This window comes from Methylobacterium soli, from assembly GCF_008806385.1.
In the GTDB taxonomy this organism is placed as follows: domain Bacteria; phylum Pseudomonadota; class Alphaproteobacteria; order Rhizobiales; family Beijerinckiaceae; genus Methylobacterium; species Methylobacterium soli.
Map to the genome: position 1 here is coordinate 166438 of NZ_VZZK01000005.1, position 14508 is coordinate 180945.

Sequence of the window (14508 nt, forward strand, 5' to 3'; positions counted from 1 at the left end):
GTTCCGGTCAAGGAGCGCGCGAGGTGTTCTGCGGCCTCAGCCGATCTCGACGCGCCCGTCGAGCCCGATGATCCGGCCGAGGCCGCGGACGCGGTTGAGCAGGCGGTCGCCCGCGAGCGCGGCCCATTCGGGGGCGAGGCGCAGCACGATCTTGCCGTCCTCGACGGTGAGCGGCATGCGCTCCAGCGCCCCGCTCATCCCGGCGGTGGTCGGGAAGGCGACGCGCAGGAGCCCGCCGATCAGCCGCGCCCGCTCGAACAGGCGCGGCCCGGCCAGCGCCCGCAGCATCGGGCTCGCCTTCTCGGGCGCCACGCCCTCGTGCCGGAAATACACCGCCAGCGCGAGATAGGCGCGGCCCGGATGGTCGACGCCCACGAAGGCGGCGTTCGTGATGATGTTGATGCTCTGCTCGCCCCGATAATCGGGATGCGCCCGCCAGCCGATATCCGACAGGAAGCAGGCCGCGTGGCGCAGGCGGCGTTCATCGGCGGTCTCGGGCCCGTCGAGGGTCGCGACGAAGCGGTCCGTCCAGACGAGCAGCTCGTCGGCGTGGCGGGGCGCGCGGGCCCGCAGCACGTTCAGCTCGGACGCCGCGGCGAGGAGCGGGTCGAGGGCACGGGTCTCGCGGTCGAGCTGCTCGTAGAGGAGGCCCTCGCGCACGCCGCTCGCCGAGATCGCGACCTCGCGCGGCCGCCCGACCCGGATGATCTCCTCCAGCACGGCCGCCCCGTAGGCCAGGAGCGGGCGACGCGCCTCCGAGATGGTCTCGACATCCTGCAGGAGCGCGGTGTCGACCTGCTCGACCACTTCGAGGAAGTTCAGCTCGTCCGAGGGCTCGACGCTGTAGCCGTGCATGACGTGGACGGGATAGCCGCGGGCGGCCTGATGCAGGCGCGCGAGCGCCCGCCAGGTGCCGCCGACGGCGTAGAAGCTGCGCCCCCGCAGGGTCTCGAGCTGGGGTGCCGCCTTCTTCAGGTGCTCGCGCACGAGCTTGGTGGCCTTCTTCAGGGAGCCGCCCGAGAGGTCCTGCAGGGCAAGGCCGCCGAGCGGCATCGTCACCCCCTGCCCCACCACGGCCCCGCGCACGTCGACGAGTTCGAGGGAGCCGCCGCCGAGGTCGCCCACCACCCCGTCCGGCGCGTGGAAGCCCGAGACGACGCCGAGCGCGGAGAGCTCGGCCTCGCGCCGGCCCGAGAGCAACTCGATCGGCTGGCCGCAGGCCGCCTCGGCGGCGGCCAGGAAGGCGGGGCCGTTCTCGGCGTCGCGCGCCGCCGCGGTGGCGAGGACGAAGAGCCGCGAGACGCGCATGGTCTGGCAGAGCACCCGGAAACGCGCCAGCGCGGCGAGCGCCCGCCGCACCGCCTCCTCGTTGAGACGGCCGGTGGTGAGCACATTGCGACCGAGGCCGCACAGCACTTTCTCGTTGTAGAGGGGCGTCGGCGCGCGGGACAGCCCGTCATAGGCGACGAGGCGCACCGAGTTCGAGCCGATATCGATGATGGCGACGGGCATCGACGCCTCGCGGGGATCGGGGTCGGCGGAATGGGCGAGCGTCAGGTTGGCGCGTTGCGGCCCCAAGGCACGGTTTCCCTCGTTACGCAGCCCGGCGCGGTCCCTCAGGATCGCCCGGGCTCGGCTTCGCTCGGGTGCCCCGGATGGCCCGCCCGCCCCGTCGCCCGCCCGGATCGTCGGCGGGCCTTCGGCGGCGGGATCAGGCGCGCTGCGCTCGGCGACTGAGCGCGCGGGGGCTCGATTTCTTCGACGACTTGCCGCGCCCGGAGAGGCTCGGGTTCGTCATGAAGTACTTGTGCGCGTTGAACGGCTCCTCGCCATCTGCCGGCTGGATGCGCTCGCTCGCGCCCGATGCCAGTACACGCCAGCTTTGGCGGTTGTCGAGGAGGTTCGCCAGCATGATCTGGTCGAGAACCTGCTGATGCACAGTCGGGTTCGTGATCGGCAGGAGCGCCTCCACCCGGCGGTCGAGGTTGCGCTGCATCAGGTCGGCCGACGAGATGTAGACGGTGGCCTTCGGGTGTGGCAGCCCGACGCCGTTGCCGAAGGCGTAGATGCGCCCGTGCTCCAGGAAGCGGCCGACGATCGACTTGACCCGGATGGTCTCGGACAGGCCCGGGATGCCGGGGCGCAGGCAGCAGATGCCGCGCACCACACAATCGATCTGCACCCCGGCGCAGGAGGCGTCGTAGAGCGCATCGATGATCTGCTGGTCGACGAGGGAGTTGCACTTGATCCAGATCGCCGCCGGGCGCCCCGCCTTGGCATGCGCGATCTCCGCCTCGATGTGTTCGAGGAGGCGGGGCTTCAGGGTCAGGGGGGACACCGCCATCCGCTCGAGCTCGGCGGGTTCGGCGTAGCCGGTGATGAAGTTGAAGATCCGGCTGACGTCCCGGGCGATGGCGGGGTCGGCGGTGAAGAAGGACTGGTCGGTGTAGATGCGCGCCGTGATCGGGTGGTAGTTGCCGGTGCCGACATGGCAGTAGGTGACGAGCCGGTCACCCTCGCGGCGCACCACCATCGAGAGCTTGGCGTGGGTCTTCAGCTCGACGAAGCCGAACACCACCTGCGCGCCCGCCTTCTCGAGGTTGCGCGCCCAGCGGATATTGGCCTCCTCGTCGAAGCGGGCCTTCAGCTCGACGAGGGCCGTGACGGACTTGCCGGCCTCCGCGGCCTCCGCCAGCGCCGCCACGATCGGGGAGTTCGAGGAGGTGCGGTAGAGCGTCTGCTTGATCGCCACGACGTTGGGGTCGCGGGCGGCCTGGGCCAGGAACTGCACCACCGAATCGAAGGATTCGTAGGGGTGGTGGACGATGAAGTCCTTCTGGCGGATCGCCGCGAAGACGTCGCCGCCGCTCTCGCGGATACGCTCGGGGAAGCGCGGATTGTAGGGCTTGAACTTGAGGTCCGGCCTGTCGATCCCGACGATCTGGGAGAGCTCGTTGAGGGCCAGCACGCCCTCGACCAGGAACACGGCGTCGTTGGAAATCTCAAGCTCGTCGGTGACGAAGGCGCGCAGATCCTCCGGCATCCCGGCCTCGACCTCGAGACGGATGACGATGCCGCGGCGGCGCTGCTTCAGGGCGGTCTCGAAATGCAGGACGAGGTCCTCCGCCTCCTCCTCGATCTCGAGGTCCGAATCGCGGACGACCCGGAAGGCGCCCTGCCCCCGCACGAGGTAGCCGGGGAAGAGCCGGCCGGTGAACATCACGATCACCTGCTCGATCGCGATGAAGCGGGCGACCGGGTCGTTCGGAAGATCGGGCAGGCGCACGAAGCGGTCGAGAACGGCGGGCAGGCGGATCAGCGCGCGCAGCACCCGCCCGTCCCGGGGCCGCACCAGCATCAGCGCGATGGTGGTGCCGAGATTCGGGATGAACGGGAACGGGTGGGCCGGATCGATGGCGAGCGGGGTCAGGACCGGGAAAACGTGGCTGAGGAAGTAATCCTCCAGCCAGGCGCCGTGCTCGGGCAGGATCTCGCCCGGATCGACGAAGTCGATGTCGACGCCGTGCAGGAGGGTCTTCAACTCGCGCCAGCGCAGCTGCTGGTCCTGGGCGAGGCGCGAGACCTCGTGGCCGATGCGGGCGAGCTGCTCGGAGGGCGTCAGGCCGTCCTGCGAGGGCAGCGTCAGGCCGGCCCGGACCTGGTCGTGCAGGCCGGCGACGCGCACCATGAAGAACTCGTCGAGGTTGTTGGCCGAGATCGAGAGGAAGCGCAGCTGCTCCAGCAGGGGATGCCCGGCATTCGAGGCCTCCTCCAGCACCCGGCGGTTGAATTGCAGCCAGGACAGCTCTCGGTTGACGAAGCGCTCGGGCGAGTGGCGCAGGCTGCGGCCCGCCTCCAGGACCGGCTCGCGGGCGGCGTTGTCGGCTCCCGCCTCGGCCGCAGGCTCAAGCCGCCCCTCGGCGAGGTCCGAGCTCGCGGGCCAATCATCCCCGCCGGCCTCATCGCGGTTCGGGGCGGAGGGCGCGGGCTTCGGCGCCGGCCGCGCGCTGCGGGCGCTCGCGGGCACCCGGCGGGCGCTGGATGTCGGGGCCCCGGAAGCCTGGGCGGCGGAGGTCGGGGCGGCGGAGGTCGGGGCGGGGACGCGCTTGGCGGCCGGGCGCGCCGGGGAGTCCGGCATTCCGGCAGGCGCGTCGGAGACCGCCTCGGCCTCGCGCGCCTCCTGCTCCCGTGCGTACGCGTTCGGCTCCATCTCCGGCAACGCCATTCCTCCTCGCGATCCTCAGGGTGGGCTCCCCTAGCATGGGGAGCCTCGGTTAATTTGACAGTTCGGTGACGACGCCGCCCTCAATTGCGGGCGGCGTCGTCCGGGGCCTCCTCGTCATCCGGCTCCGTCAGGCCGAGCCGCTGCAGCACCGCCAGGGCGAGCGGGCGGGTGATGCGCCGGCCGCGCCCGAGGGCGTCCCGGTCGAGCTCGGCCACCACCTCGCGGGCGCGGGCGAGCGAGCGGTCGATGCGAAGCGCCAGCGCCTCGACCACGCTGAGATCCACCACCAGCTGGCGATCCACGAAGAGCTTGACGATCACCGCCCGCAACAGGGCGTCGTCGGGCGGCAGGATCGCGGCGCCCGGCGCGAGGCGCAGGCGCGAGCGCAGGTCCGGCGTGGCGAGGCCGAGAGCGTCGACACCCTGGGCGCTGGTCAGCAGCACGGGGCAGCGGCGCTCGCGGGCGAGGTTGAGCAGGTGGAACAGCGCCGCTTCGTCCCGGTTCCCGGCCCTGTCGATATCCTCGATCACGAGGGCGCCGTTCGAGATCAGGTGCGTGACGTCGCTCCCGGCGATCTCGGCGGCGGAGACCGTCCAGGCATGGGCGCGCGTCGCCCAGATCGAGGCGAGATGGCTCTTGCCGCTGCCCGGCGGCCCGGTGAGCACCAGCACCGTGTCGGGCCAGTCGGGCCAGGACTCGATCAGGCCGTAGGCCGCCTCGTTTGCCGGGCCGACCAGAAAGTCCTCGCGGCCGAAGCGCGGATCGAGAGGCAGGTCGAAGGCGAGCTGTTTGGGGGGAGCGTTCTCGCGCATGCGGCTCTCAGTCTGGGCCTCGCGGCGGGCGGGTTCAAGGGCGCCGTTCCGCGCCGGCGTTCCGGAATGCCGCAATCCCCTGCCGCGCTCACGGCTCGCGGCGCGGGAGCAGCACCGGCTCGTCGGCATGGTAGAGCTCGCTCTGCAGGTAGCGCCGCAGGACGAAGCGCACGATCACGCCGATCGAGGCCGCCACCGGCACCGCCAGGAGCAGGCCGAGGAACCCGAACAGGGAGCCGAAGGCGAGGAGCGCGAACATCAGCCAGACCGGATGCAGGCCGACGGAATCGCCGACGAGCTTGGGCGAGATGATGTTGCCCTCGAGGAACTGCCCGACGAGGAAGACCCCGATGGTGAGGCCGAGATGCAGCCAGTCGGAGCCTGGCCAGAACTGCACCAGGGCCACCCCCACCGAGAGCAGGAAACCCGTGAGCGTGCCGACATACGGAATGAAGGTGAGGAAGCCCGCGATCAGGCCGATCAGGACGCCGAAATTCAGCCCGACCAGCCAGAGGCCGACGGCGTAGAAGGTGCCGAGGATCACGCAGACCAGGGTCTGCCCGCGCACGAAGCCCGTGATGGCGGCGTCGATCTCGCGGCCGAGGCGCCGCACCGTCGCCCGCTGCCGCGGCGGGACCCAGCCGTCGATCTTGCCCATCATCCGGTCCCAGTCGAGGAGGATGTAGAAGGCGACGACCGGGGTTACCACGAGGAGCGAGGCGATGGAGATCAGCGCCTGGCTCCCCGACCAGATCGACTTGAGGAAGGCCAGGAGCCAGGCGCCCCCCTGCGCCGCGAGGGTGCCGACGGAGGATTGCAGCTCGCTGAGCACGTCGGCACCGCCGACCTTCTGGAGCAGCGGCCCCGCCCGCTCGGCCAGGATGCCCTGGAGCCGCGACACCATGGCGGGCAGGCTCGTGATCAGGGCCGCGACCTGGTTGGCCGCGAGCGGCACCACGATCAGCAGCGTCACCACGAGGGCGACGACGAACAGGGCGAGGATCAGGAGGCTCGCGGCGAGCCGCCCGAGGCCGAGGCGCTCGAGCCGGTCGGCCAGGGGATCGAGCAGGTAGGCGAGCGCGATGCCGGCCACGAAGGGGAGCAGCACGTCGCGCAGCATGTAGAGGAGGAGGATCAGCACCGCGAGCGCCGTCAACCCGATCACCGCCCTGGCCCGCATCCCAAGATCCTCTCCGGGCCGTCCGGCCCTCGTCCCGGCCGGCGCGCAGGCCGGGAGCGATCCAGCCCCCGATCAAGGCCGCGCCGGCCCCGACCCCATGTGCTGCAGCCAGACCCTCAGGTAAAGCGCCGCCGTCAGGACCGTGAGCGCGGCGACCCCCACCGCGGCGGCCGCCTCGAAGCCGCCGAGGCTCAGCCCCGCCGCCCGGCCTCCGAGCGCGAGCGCCGCGAAGGCGATCTGCACGCCGGTATTGAGCTTGCCGAGGGCGAGCGGCCGAATCGCCAGGGGGCGGCCCATCAGCCACGCCACCAGGATGGCGGCGATCACCATGGCGTCCCGCGCCACCACCGCGATGGCGAGCCAGCCCGGGATCGCGCCCTGCAGCGCGAGGGCGACGTAGACCGAGACGAGGAGCGCCTTGTCGGCGAGGGGATCCAGGATGGCGCCGAGTTCGCTGCGCATGGCGAACCGTTTGGCGATGAACCCATCGAGCGCGTCCGACAGGCCCGCCACCACGAATCCCGCGAAGGCGAGCCCCCACGCGCCCTGCCCGATCAGCGCGATGATGACGGGCACCAGGATGATCCGCCCGATGGTGATGAGGTTCGGGATGGTCATGGACGCCTATGCGGTCGGCCTCGTCTCCGGGATCCGGACATCGTCGGTGCCCCCGGGCCGCCGCGAACCAGCATGATGGCATCGGCCCGGGAAATCAGCACCGCCTCGCGGGGAAAATGGCATGTGCTGCCGCCCGCGCCCGGATCGCACGGGCGGCGGAAGACCGCAGCGCGTCGTCGAGCACCCTTGTGCGGGGCGACCCAGGGGATCGGATCTCGTCGGGCCGGCGAAGCGATGTGAGGGCGCGACTCGCCCTCGCGGGCGCGAGCCTATAGAGGAACCGCGAGGTCGCGGCAGCGAGCGACGAGGACAGCGGGCATGACGGCCGAGCGCAACGAGGGCATGACCTACGCGGGAGCAGGCGTCGACATCGACGCCGGCAACGCCATGGTGGAGACGATCAAGCCGCTGGTGCGGGCGACGCGCCGGCCGGGGGCGGATGCCGAGATCGGCGGCTTCGGCGGCCTGTTCGACCTGAAGGCCGCGGGTTTCCGGGATCCGATTCTGGTGGCGGCCAATGACGGCGTCGGCACCAAGGTGAAGATCGCCATAGAGACCGGGCGCCACGACACGATCGGCATCGACCTCGTGGCGATGTGCGTGAACGACATCATCGTGCAGGGCGCCGAGCCCCTGTTCTTCCTCGATTATTTCGCGACCGCCAAGCTCGTGCCCGGCGTCGGCGCCGACATCGTGCGGGGCATCGCGGCGGGCTGCCGCCAGGCCGGCTGCGCCCTGATCGGCGGCGAGACCGCCGAGATGCCGGGCCTCTATGACGGGCAGGATTACGATCTCGCCGGATTCTCGGTCGGCGCGGCCGAGCGGGGCACGCTGCTGCCGCGCGACGGCATCGCCCCGGGCGACGTCGTGCTCGGCCTCGCCTCCTCGGGGGTCCACTCGAACGGCTTCTCGCTGGTGCGCCGGATCGTCGAGAGGACCGGGCTCGGCTGGGACGCGCCCGCGCCCTTCTGGCCGGGGCGCTCCCTCGGCGAGGCGCTGCTCGAGCCGACCCGGATCTACGTGAAGCCGCTCCTGGCGGCCCTGAAGGTCAATGACGGGATCAAGGCGCTCGCCCACATCACGGGCGGGGGCTTTCCCGACAACCTTCCGCGCGTGCTGCCGGACGGCGTCGGCATCTCGATCGATCTCGACGCGGTGCGGCCCCCGCCGGTCTTCGGCTGGCTCGCGCGCGAGGGCGGCGTCGCCGAGGCCGAGATGCTGCGCACCTTCAATTGCGGCATCGGCATGGTCGTGGTCAGTGCCCCCGACAAGGCCGAGGCGGTGGAGGCGGCGCTGGCGCAGGCCGGCGAGGCGCCCGTCCGGCTCGGGCGCATCACCGAGCGCGGGCCCGAGCCCGTCACCTTCACGGGCAGCCTCGCGCTCTGATGGCGGGTTCGCGCAAGACCCGCGTGGCGATCCTGATCTCGGGTCGCGGCTCAAACATGGTGTCGCTGATCGAGGCCGCGAAGGCGCCCGATTTCCCGGCCGAGATCGTTCTCGTGCTGGCCAACCGGCCGGCGGCCGGCGGCCTGGCGCATGCGCGCGCCGAGGGCATTCCGGCCCGCGCCATCGACCACACCTCCTTCGCCGACCGGGCGCAGTTCGACGCCGCGCTCCACGCCGCGCTCACGGCCGAGGATATCGACCTCGTCTGCCTTGCGGGCTTCATGCGGATCTTCACGCCGGGCTTCGTCGAGGCCTGGGCCGGGCGGATGCTGAACATCCACCCCTCGCTGCTGCCGCTGTTCCGGGGCACGCACACCCACAGGCAGGCCCTCGATGCGGGCGTGCGGCTGCATGGCTGCACGGTGCATTACGTGGTGCCGGAACTCGATGCCGGCCCGATCGTGGCGCAGGCGGCGGTGCCGGTGCGGTCCGGCGACGACCCGGACAGCCTCGCGGCCCGGGTCATCGTGCAGGAGCACAGGCTCTACCCGGCGGCCCTGGCGCTGGTGGCGGGCGGACGGGCCCGTCTCGAAGGCGATCGGGTGCTGTTCGCGGGCGATGCCGCACCGGCCGACGGGGCGCTGCTCAGCCTGTAGGATGCAACCGGAGGGCCGGGGCCCTCCGGCGCGCGGGGATCAGACCGGGCGCTGCAGCTTGCAGCTGTCGAGGGCCGAGAGCGCCTTGGCGCGGGCCGAATCGTTGAAGTAGCCCGTGGTGCGGTAGGCCTCGATCTCGGATTCGTCGAGGTTGCGCAGGGTCTGCCGCGCGTAGCAGCCGCAGGGACGCTCCAGGGAGGCTTCCGGGGCGTTGGTCAGGCGGGCCTGGACGACCGCGCAGGCGTGGCGCACGCGGCCCTCGAGATTGGCCTTCGGGGCGGTGCGGAGTGCCGGGTCGGGCTGGTACTGCTCGAAGGGCGCCGAGGAGCCGCCCGCGAGGGCGGCGGTGGCGCCGAGGGCGATGAGGCCGGCGGCGATCAGCGTGGAGAGGCGGCGGGTCGTCATGAAGCGATGGGTCCGTTGGCAGGCTCAAGAAACCTTCGCCGTTGGACTCCCCGGGCGCCCCCGCCGTCAAGGGCGGCCCTGCCACACCGGGCCCCAATCGTGGCCGCGCCATCGCGGAACACCGGAGTTGGGGTGGGGTGTGGTCCGGCGGTCACCGGAAACGGGCGACCGCCGGTCCGGATCGGGGTTCGTCAGCCGACGATGTCGCCGTCCTGGAAGAACTGGGCGATCTCGATCTTGGCGTTCTCGACGCTGTCCGAGCCGTGGACCGTGTTCTCGCCGACCGATTCCGAGAAGGTCTTGCGGATGGTGCCCTCGGCGGCCTGGGCCGGGTTCGTGGCGCCCATCACCTCGCGGTACTTGGCCACCGCGTTCTCGCCCTCGAGCACCTGCACTACCACGGGGCCGGAGGTCATGAAGGTGACGAGCTCGCCGAAGAAGGGGCGCTCCTTGTGGATCGCGTAGAAGGTCTCGGCCTGAGCCTGGCTCATCTGGATGCGGCGCTGACCGACGATGCGCAGGCCCGCCTTCTCGATCACGGCGTTCACCGCGCCGGTGAGGTTCCGCTTCGTCGCGTCGGGCTTCAGGATGGAGAAGGTGCGCTCGGTGGCCATGATGCGTCCGGGTTGTCTTTTGAAAACGTTCGCCGAAGCGCGCGAGCGCGCTTCGGCGCCGGGCTTATAGCGGGCGCGGTCCCGCCCCTCAACCCGAGGCCGAAGCCCCGCAATCATGGCGCCGGCGCAACACTGCCGAAAAATCGCCTGAAAGCGACCGTTAGTTGCAGGGAACGACCCCTACCCGCTCGGCGCCGGCCCGCGACGGACACCGCCCGGCGGCAGCTCGAACCGGGTTCGCCCGCTCCCCGCAACGCCTGCTTGGCAGGCGACACGCCTGCCAAGCAGGCGACAGCCCTGGAGACCAGGATATGCGTATCGCCCTGACATCCGCCCTCCTCCTCGCCGGCCTCTCCGCCGCCGCGGCCGACACCGCGAAGGATCCGTCCGGGACCTGGCTCACCGAGGATGGCCGGGCCAAGATCCGGATCGACCGCTGCGGCGCCGGCCAGGCGCAGGTCTGCGGCAAGGTGGTGTGGCTCAAGATTCCGACGACGGAGAGCGGCGCGCCGCGCACCGACGTGAAGAATCCCGATCCGAAGAAGCGCTCCCGCCCGGTCCTCGGCCTGCAGCTCATCGACAGCCTCAAGCCGGACGAGAGCAAGTTCTCGGGCGAGATCTACAACATCGAGGAAGGCAAGATCTATCAGGTCAGCATCGAGCGCGAGAGCAGCTCGGAGCTCAACGTCTCGGGCTGTGTCCTGAAGGTGCTGTGCGGCTCGCAGACCTGGACCAAGGTGCCGGACGTGAACCAGCAGGCCGCGATCAGCGCCCCCGAGGCACCCGCCGCCAAGCCGGTCCCCGCTCACTAGGGCGCGGCCCGCCTGCCCCCCAAGCAACGGGTGCGGGCGGGCGCTCTCAGACGGCGCCGAGCCCGCGCTGCACGCCGGGGCGGGCCAGCACCGCGTCGAGCCAGCGCTTGACGTTGGGCAGGGTGCCGACATCGACGCCCTGCTTCTGGTGGAACTTGGCCCAGGTCACCGTCGCCATGTCGGCGATGGAGTACTCGCCCGCGAGATAGTCCCGGTCGGCGAGGCGCTTGTCGAGGACGCCGTAGAGGCGGTGGGATTCGGTCGAGAAGCGCTCGATGGCGTAGGGGATCTTCTCCTGCGCGTAGATCCTGAAATGATGGGCCTGGCCGAGCATCGGCCCGAACCCGGCCACCTGCCAGAACAGCCACTGGTCCACCGCGACCCGGGCCCGCTCGTCGGCCGGGTAGAAGCGGCCCGTCTTGCGCCCGAGATATTGCAGGATCGCGCCGGATTCGAAGATCGCGATCGGCTCGCCGCCGGGCCCGTCGTGATCCACGATCGCCGGGATCTTGTTGTTGGGCGAGATCGCCAGGAAATCCGGCGCCATCTGGTCGCCGCGGCCGATATTCACCGGCACCACCCGGTAGGGCAGGCCGCATTCCTCCATCATGATCGGGATCTTCCAGCCGTTCGGCGTGCTCCAGGTGTGGACGTCGATCGGTTTGCCCGTGGCGGCGGCCATCTCGCGCTCCTGCCGGATGTGTCCCAAAGACCTGTCTCGACTGTCTCGCATGCCGCGGGCGGCGCGCAAGCGTGTGTCGCGCAGCTAGCCCGGATTGCCCCCGCGGCTCAAGCGACCCCGGCGCGCGCGTCACGATCGCGAGATCGCCGCCCTGGAAGCGGTGGAGAGCGGGCGCGGGTCCTTGCCCCGCCCTCGGCTTGCCGCTGTGATGCGGACCGGATACCGCCATGCTCGCGGGTTCGTGCCGATCCTCGGGGTCCCAATGCTTCACCGCCTCCTCCTCGCCGCCCTCGCGGCGCCCCTCCTCCTCGCCCAGCCGGCTTCCGCGAAGGAGCCTGCCGCCAAACCGGCGGCACCGGCCGCAGCCGCGACGGCCCCGGCCGCCAAGGAGCCCACGATCGGCCAGTCCGCCGCCCGCGAGCGGCAGAAGAAGTGCGGCGCCCAGTGGCGCGGCCTCTCGGCCACCGAGAAGGCCTCCCAGGGACCGAAATGGCCGCAATATTTCAGCAAATGCGTGAAGCGCCTGAAGGAGCAGAAGGCCTGACCGGGCCGCCTGCGCGAACCGATCGGCGCTTCCGCGAGTTCTCCCGGCCGGGATACGCAGGAGCCTGCGGCGGATGATCGACGAGCGGCGGTTGCTTCAGCGCGTGGTGGCGGCCGCCGCCTGCATTCCGGTGGCGGCCGGATTGTACGGGGTTCTGTTCGGGGTCAACGGCATCGCCGGGGGCGTCGAGAACGTCTCGACCGACAGCCATTTCCGCTACCTCTCGGGGCTTCTCACCGGCATCGGCATCCTGTTCTGGTTCTGCGTGCCGGGCATCGAGGGCAAGACGCGGCTGTTCCGCTTCCTCACCCTGGTGGTGGCGCTCGGCGGGCTGGCGCGGCTCCTCGGGCTCTACCTCACGGGCCTGCCCTCCCTGACCATGCTGGGGGCGCTGGGCGTCGAGCTCGGCCTGACGCCGCTGCTCTGCCTGTGGCAGGCGCGCGTCGCCGCCCGCGCGCGTTCGGGGACCGGACCCGCGCTCTCCGCGCGGGACGCGTGAGGCTCCGATGAGCGAGGCCGCCGCAGCGCCCGTCCCGAATCCGGTCCCGGGGCCCGGCTCCCCTGCCCGCCTCGATCGCTGGCTCGACCGGATCGAGGCCGTCGTGCCGAGGCCCGCCGCCTGGGCCTTCGCCCTCCGCATCTGGCTCGCCATGATGCTGGCGCTCTACGCGGCGTTCTGGCTCCAGCTCGAGAGCGCCTCCTCCGCGGCCGTCTGCGTGGCGATCCTGGCGCAGCCGAAGCGCGGTCAGGCCCTCTCCAAGGCGCTCTATCGCTTCCTCGGCACGCTGCTCGGCGGTGCGGTGGCGATCCTGCTGATCGCGGCCTTCGGGCAGGACCGGGTGCTGCTCCTCGTGAGCTTCACGACCTGGCTGAGCCTCTGCGTCTTCGTGGCGAACTTCCTTCAGGACACGCGGGCCTACGGGGCCATGCTGTCCGGCTACACGGTGGCGATCATCGCCATCGCCAATATCGACACGCCGCAGGCCGCCTTCGAATCGACGGTCTCGCGGGTCGCCGCCATCGCGCTCGGCATCGTGGCGATCACCTTCATCAACGACGCGCTGGCCTCCCCGAGCACGTGGCGCTCGCTCCGCGCCACGCTGATCGAGGTTCTGACCTCCACCAAGGCGTTCGCGCGCGACTGCATCACCCGGGGCGATCCCGGACCGGAGCGGGCGCTCGCCCAGATCCGCCGGATCGCGCCGATGCGGGCGGATGCCAGCGCGATCGCCGGGGAGCTCGATGACGGGCCCCAGCGGGCGGCGGGCGCCCGCAGCGCCGTGGCGGCCCTCTACGCGCTCGCGGCGGCCGGCCGCACCTTCGCGCTGGCCGTGGAGCGCCTGGAGCGGCCGAGCCCGGCGGTGGCGGAGGCCCGCGCGCTCTGCGAGCGCCTCACCGCGGAGGATGGCCCCGGCCCCGGCAGCGCCGACCTGTCCGCAGCCCATGCCCGCCTGCGCGACCTGCTGCTCGGCGCCGTGCGGCGGGACGCGCCCGATCTCGGCGAGGTGGTGGCGCTGCAGCGCGCCCTCGACCTCGTCATCGCCCTCACCTACGCGCAGGATGGGCTCGCGGCCGTCTCGGAGGGGCACCGGCCGCTGCGCGACGTCGCGCTGCCGACGCATCGCGACTTCCCGGTGGCCCTGCGGGCGGCCCTGCGGATCGCCCTCGCCTTCGGGCTCAGCTGCGGGTTCTTCATCGCCGCCGGCTGGCCCGCCACGTCCTTCGCTCTCGTGCAGGTGGCCGCCACCGGCGCGCTCTCCGCGCTCAATCCGGACCCGCGGAAATTCGCCAACGGCGTGCTGATCGGCATGAGCCTCGCCACGCTGAGCGCCGGATTCGTCCTGTTCATCGTGCTGGCGGGCGGGCAGGGCTTCCCGCTGCTCGCCATCGCGATGGCGCCGACCATCATGCTGGCCTGTTTCCTTAGCCTGAACCCGCCGACCTTCGGGCTCGGCTTCATCCTGCTGGTGTTCTTCCCCGTCCTGCTCGCGCCCTCGAACCCGCAGATCTACAATTTGCAGACCTTCCTGCAGAATGGGCTCCTGGTCGTGGTCGCGGCCGTGATCCTGTCGCTCACCGTCCGCTTCGTGCTGCCGGTCTCGCCGGAGCAGGCTCGCGCCTTCGCGTTCGATTCGGCCCACTGGGACGTGCGGGAGGCCCTCCTGGGCGAGGGCGGCGACGCCACCACCCGCACCAGCCTCAACAGCGACCGGGTGGCCCAGTACGCGCAGTGGAATACCGGGCCCGAGCCGGTGCGGCGGCGCCGCCTCGGCCTCGCCTTCGCGATCGCGCATCTCGAGGCCGCCGCGGCCCGGGCCCACGCGCAGTTGCGGGACCTGTGGTCGGTCCCGGACCTGCGCGAATCCTCCGTGCGCGCCCGCGCGGTCCTGGCCGCGGGCCCGGCCTCGGCGATCCCCGACGCGACCCGCGCCCTTCTGGCGGCGGCACGCGGTGCGGACTCGGACACGACCTTGCGCTGCGCGCGCGCGGCGAGCGATCTGGTCGCGGCCTGGCGCGTGATGGACAGACACCGGCGCTTCCTGCACCGCCTCCAGATCCCGAGCCTGTGAGTCG

The 14508-nt window shown here is 71.6% G+C and carries 14 protein-coding genes; 6 read left to right on the plus strand and 8 right to left on the minus strand.

Annotation, left to right across the window (positions count from 1 at the left end; all coding sequences use genetic code 11):
• Window positions 1-36: 36 nt before the first annotated feature.
• From ppx to F6X53_RS06865, 5 genes are all read right to left on the minus strand, one after another.
• Window positions 37-1578: an exopolyphosphatase gene (ppx, locus tag F6X53_RS06845; RefSeq protein ID WP_150998671.1), complete on the minus strand. Its 1542-nt coding sequence runs from the start codon at window positions 1576-1578 to the stop codon at window positions 37-39.
• A 133-nt stretch (window positions 1579-1711) separates the two neighbouring features.
• Window positions 1712-4225, minus strand: coding sequence for an RNA degradosome polyphosphate kinase (locus tag F6X53_RS06850; protein ID WP_244965533.1), 2514 nt, complete (start codon window positions 4223-4225; stop codon window positions 1712-1714).
• An 80-nt stretch (window positions 4226-4305) separates the two neighbouring features.
• Window positions 4306-5037 carry a P-loop NTPase family protein gene (locus F6X53_RS06855; protein WP_150998674.1) on the minus strand — a complete coding sequence of 244 codons (732 nt, stop codon included), beginning with the start codon at window positions 5035-5037 and terminating at the stop codon, window positions 4306-4308.
• 88 nt (window positions 5038-5125) lie between these two features.
• Window positions 5126-6217, minus strand: coding sequence for an AI-2E family transporter (locus tag F6X53_RS06860; RefSeq protein ID WP_150998676.1), 1092 nt, complete (start codon window positions 6215-6217; stop codon window positions 5126-5128).
• A 72-nt stretch (window positions 6218-6289) separates the two neighbouring features.
• Complete coding sequence (locus F6X53_RS06865; RefSeq protein ID WP_150998679.1) at window positions 6290-6835, minus strand: CDP-alcohol phosphatidyltransferase family protein; 546 nt, start codon at window positions 6833-6835, stop codon at window positions 6290-6292.
• A 318-nt stretch (window positions 6836-7153) separates the two neighbouring features.
• On the opposite strand from F6X53_RS06865, the gene purM reads away from it, so the two are divergent.
• Together purM and purN are read left to right on the plus strand one after the other, a co-directional pair.
• A complete protein-coding gene (gene purM, locus F6X53_RS06870; RefSeq protein ID WP_150998682.1) occupies window positions 7154-8221 on the plus strand; it encodes a phosphoribosylformylglycinamidine cyclo-ligase in 1068 nt (355 codons plus the stop codon).
• Window positions 8221-8877 carry a phosphoribosylglycinamide formyltransferase gene (purN, locus tag F6X53_RS06875; protein WP_150998685.1) on the plus strand — a complete coding sequence of 219 codons (657 nt, stop codon included), beginning with the start codon at window positions 8221-8223 and terminating at the stop codon, window positions 8875-8877. Before purM ends, purN begins: the two co-directional genes overlap by 1 nt.
• A gap of 39 nt (window positions 8878-8916) precedes the next feature.
• Here the strand turns inward: purN and F6X53_RS06880 are convergent, their stop codons facing one another.
• Window positions 8917-9282: a hypothetical protein gene (locus F6X53_RS06880; protein WP_150998687.1), complete on the minus strand. Its 366-nt coding sequence runs from the start codon at window positions 9280-9282 to the stop codon at window positions 8917-8919.
• 191 nt (window positions 9283-9473) lie between these two features.
• Complete coding sequence (gene ndk / locus F6X53_RS06885) at window positions 9474-9896, minus strand: nucleoside-diphosphate kinase (RefSeq protein WP_150998688.1); 423 nt, start codon at window positions 9894-9896, stop codon at window positions 9474-9476.
• A 311-nt stretch (window positions 9897-10207) separates the two neighbouring features.
• On the opposite strand from ndk, the gene F6X53_RS06890 reads away from it, so the two are divergent.
• Window positions 10208-10708: a DUF2147 domain-containing protein gene (locus F6X53_RS06890; RefSeq protein WP_150998691.1), complete on the plus strand. Its 501-nt coding sequence runs from the start codon at window positions 10208-10210 to the stop codon at window positions 10706-10708.
• Between the two features lie 46 nt (window positions 10709-10754).
• Here F6X53_RS06890 and F6X53_RS06895 read toward each other — a convergent pair whose 3' ends face one another.
• On the minus strand, window positions 10755-11390 hold the full coding sequence (locus F6X53_RS06895) for a glutathione S-transferase N-terminal domain-containing protein (RefSeq protein WP_150998694.1): 636 nt from the start codon (window positions 11388-11390) through the stop codon (window positions 10755-10757).
• Between the two features lie 262 nt (window positions 11391-11652).
• Here F6X53_RS06895 and F6X53_RS06900 point away from each other — a divergent pair, with 262 nt between their 5' ends.
• From F6X53_RS06900 to F6X53_RS06910, 3 genes are all read left to right on the plus strand, one after another.
• The gene (locus F6X53_RS06900; protein WP_150998698.1) at window positions 11653-11934 is read left to right on the plus strand and encodes a hypothetical protein; all 282 of its coding nucleotides are present in this window, start codon (window positions 11653-11655) and stop codon (window positions 11932-11934) included.
• Between the two features lie 73 nt (window positions 11935-12007).
• A complete protein-coding gene (locus F6X53_RS06905) occupies window positions 12008-12433 on the plus strand; it encodes a DUF4345 domain-containing protein (protein ID WP_150998702.1) in 426 nt (141 codons plus the stop codon).
• Window positions 12434-12440: 7 nt separating this feature from the next.
• Entirely contained in the window at window positions 12441-14504 is a 2064-nt protein-coding gene (locus F6X53_RS06910) for an FUSC family protein (RefSeq protein ID WP_150998705.1), read from the plus strand.
• Window positions 14505-14508 lie beyond the last annotated feature (4 nt).

Coding starts and splice junctions, on each gene's coding strand:
- F6X53_RS06910 (WP_150998705.1), top strand. CDS start 12,441: ATGAGCGAGGCCGCCGCAGCGCCCGTCCCGAATCCGGTCCCGGGGCCC.
- F6X53_RS06895 (WP_150998694.1), bottom strand. CDS start 11,390: ATGGCCGCCGCCACGGGCAAACCGATCGACGTCCACACCTGGAGCACG.
- purM (WP_150998682.1), top strand. CDS start 7,154: ATGACGGCCGAGCGCAACGAGGGCATGACCTACGCGGGAGCAGGCGTC.
- F6X53_RS06855 (WP_150998674.1), bottom strand. CDS start 5,037: ATGCGCGAGAACGCTCCCCCCAAACAGCTCGCCTTCGACCTGCCTCTC.
- F6X53_RS06850 (WP_244965533.1), bottom strand. CDS start 4,225: ATGGCGTTGCCGGAGATGGAGCCGAACGCGTACGCACGGGAGCAGGAG.
- F6X53_RS06880 (WP_150998687.1), bottom strand. CDS start 9,282: ATGACGACCCGCCGCCTCTCCACGCTGATCGCCGCCGGCCTCATCGCC.
- F6X53_RS06905 (WP_150998702.1), top strand. CDS start 12,008: ATGATCGACGAGCGGCGGTTGCTTCAGCGCGTGGTGGCGGCCGCCGCC.
- purN (WP_150998685.1), top strand. CDS start 8,221: ATGGCGGGTTCGCGCAAGACCCGCGTGGCGATCCTGATCTCGGGTCGC.
- F6X53_RS06865 (WP_150998679.1), bottom strand. CDS start 6,835: ATGACCATCCCGAACCTCATCACCATCGGGCGGATCATCCTGGTGCCC.
- F6X53_RS06900 (WP_150998698.1), top strand. CDS start 11,653: ATGCTTCACCGCCTCCTCCTCGCCGCCCTCGCGGCGCCCCTCCTCCTC.
- F6X53_RS06860 (WP_150998676.1), bottom strand. CDS start 6,217: ATGCGGGCCAGGGCGGTGATCGGGTTGACGGCGCTCGCGGTGCTGATC.
- F6X53_RS06890 (WP_150998691.1), top strand. CDS start 10,208: ATGCGTATCGCCCTGACATCCGCCCTCCTCCTCGCCGGCCTCTCCGCC.
- ndk (WP_150998688.1), bottom strand. CDS start 9,896: ATGGCCACCGAGCGCACCTTCTCCATCCTGAAGCCCGACGCGACGAAG.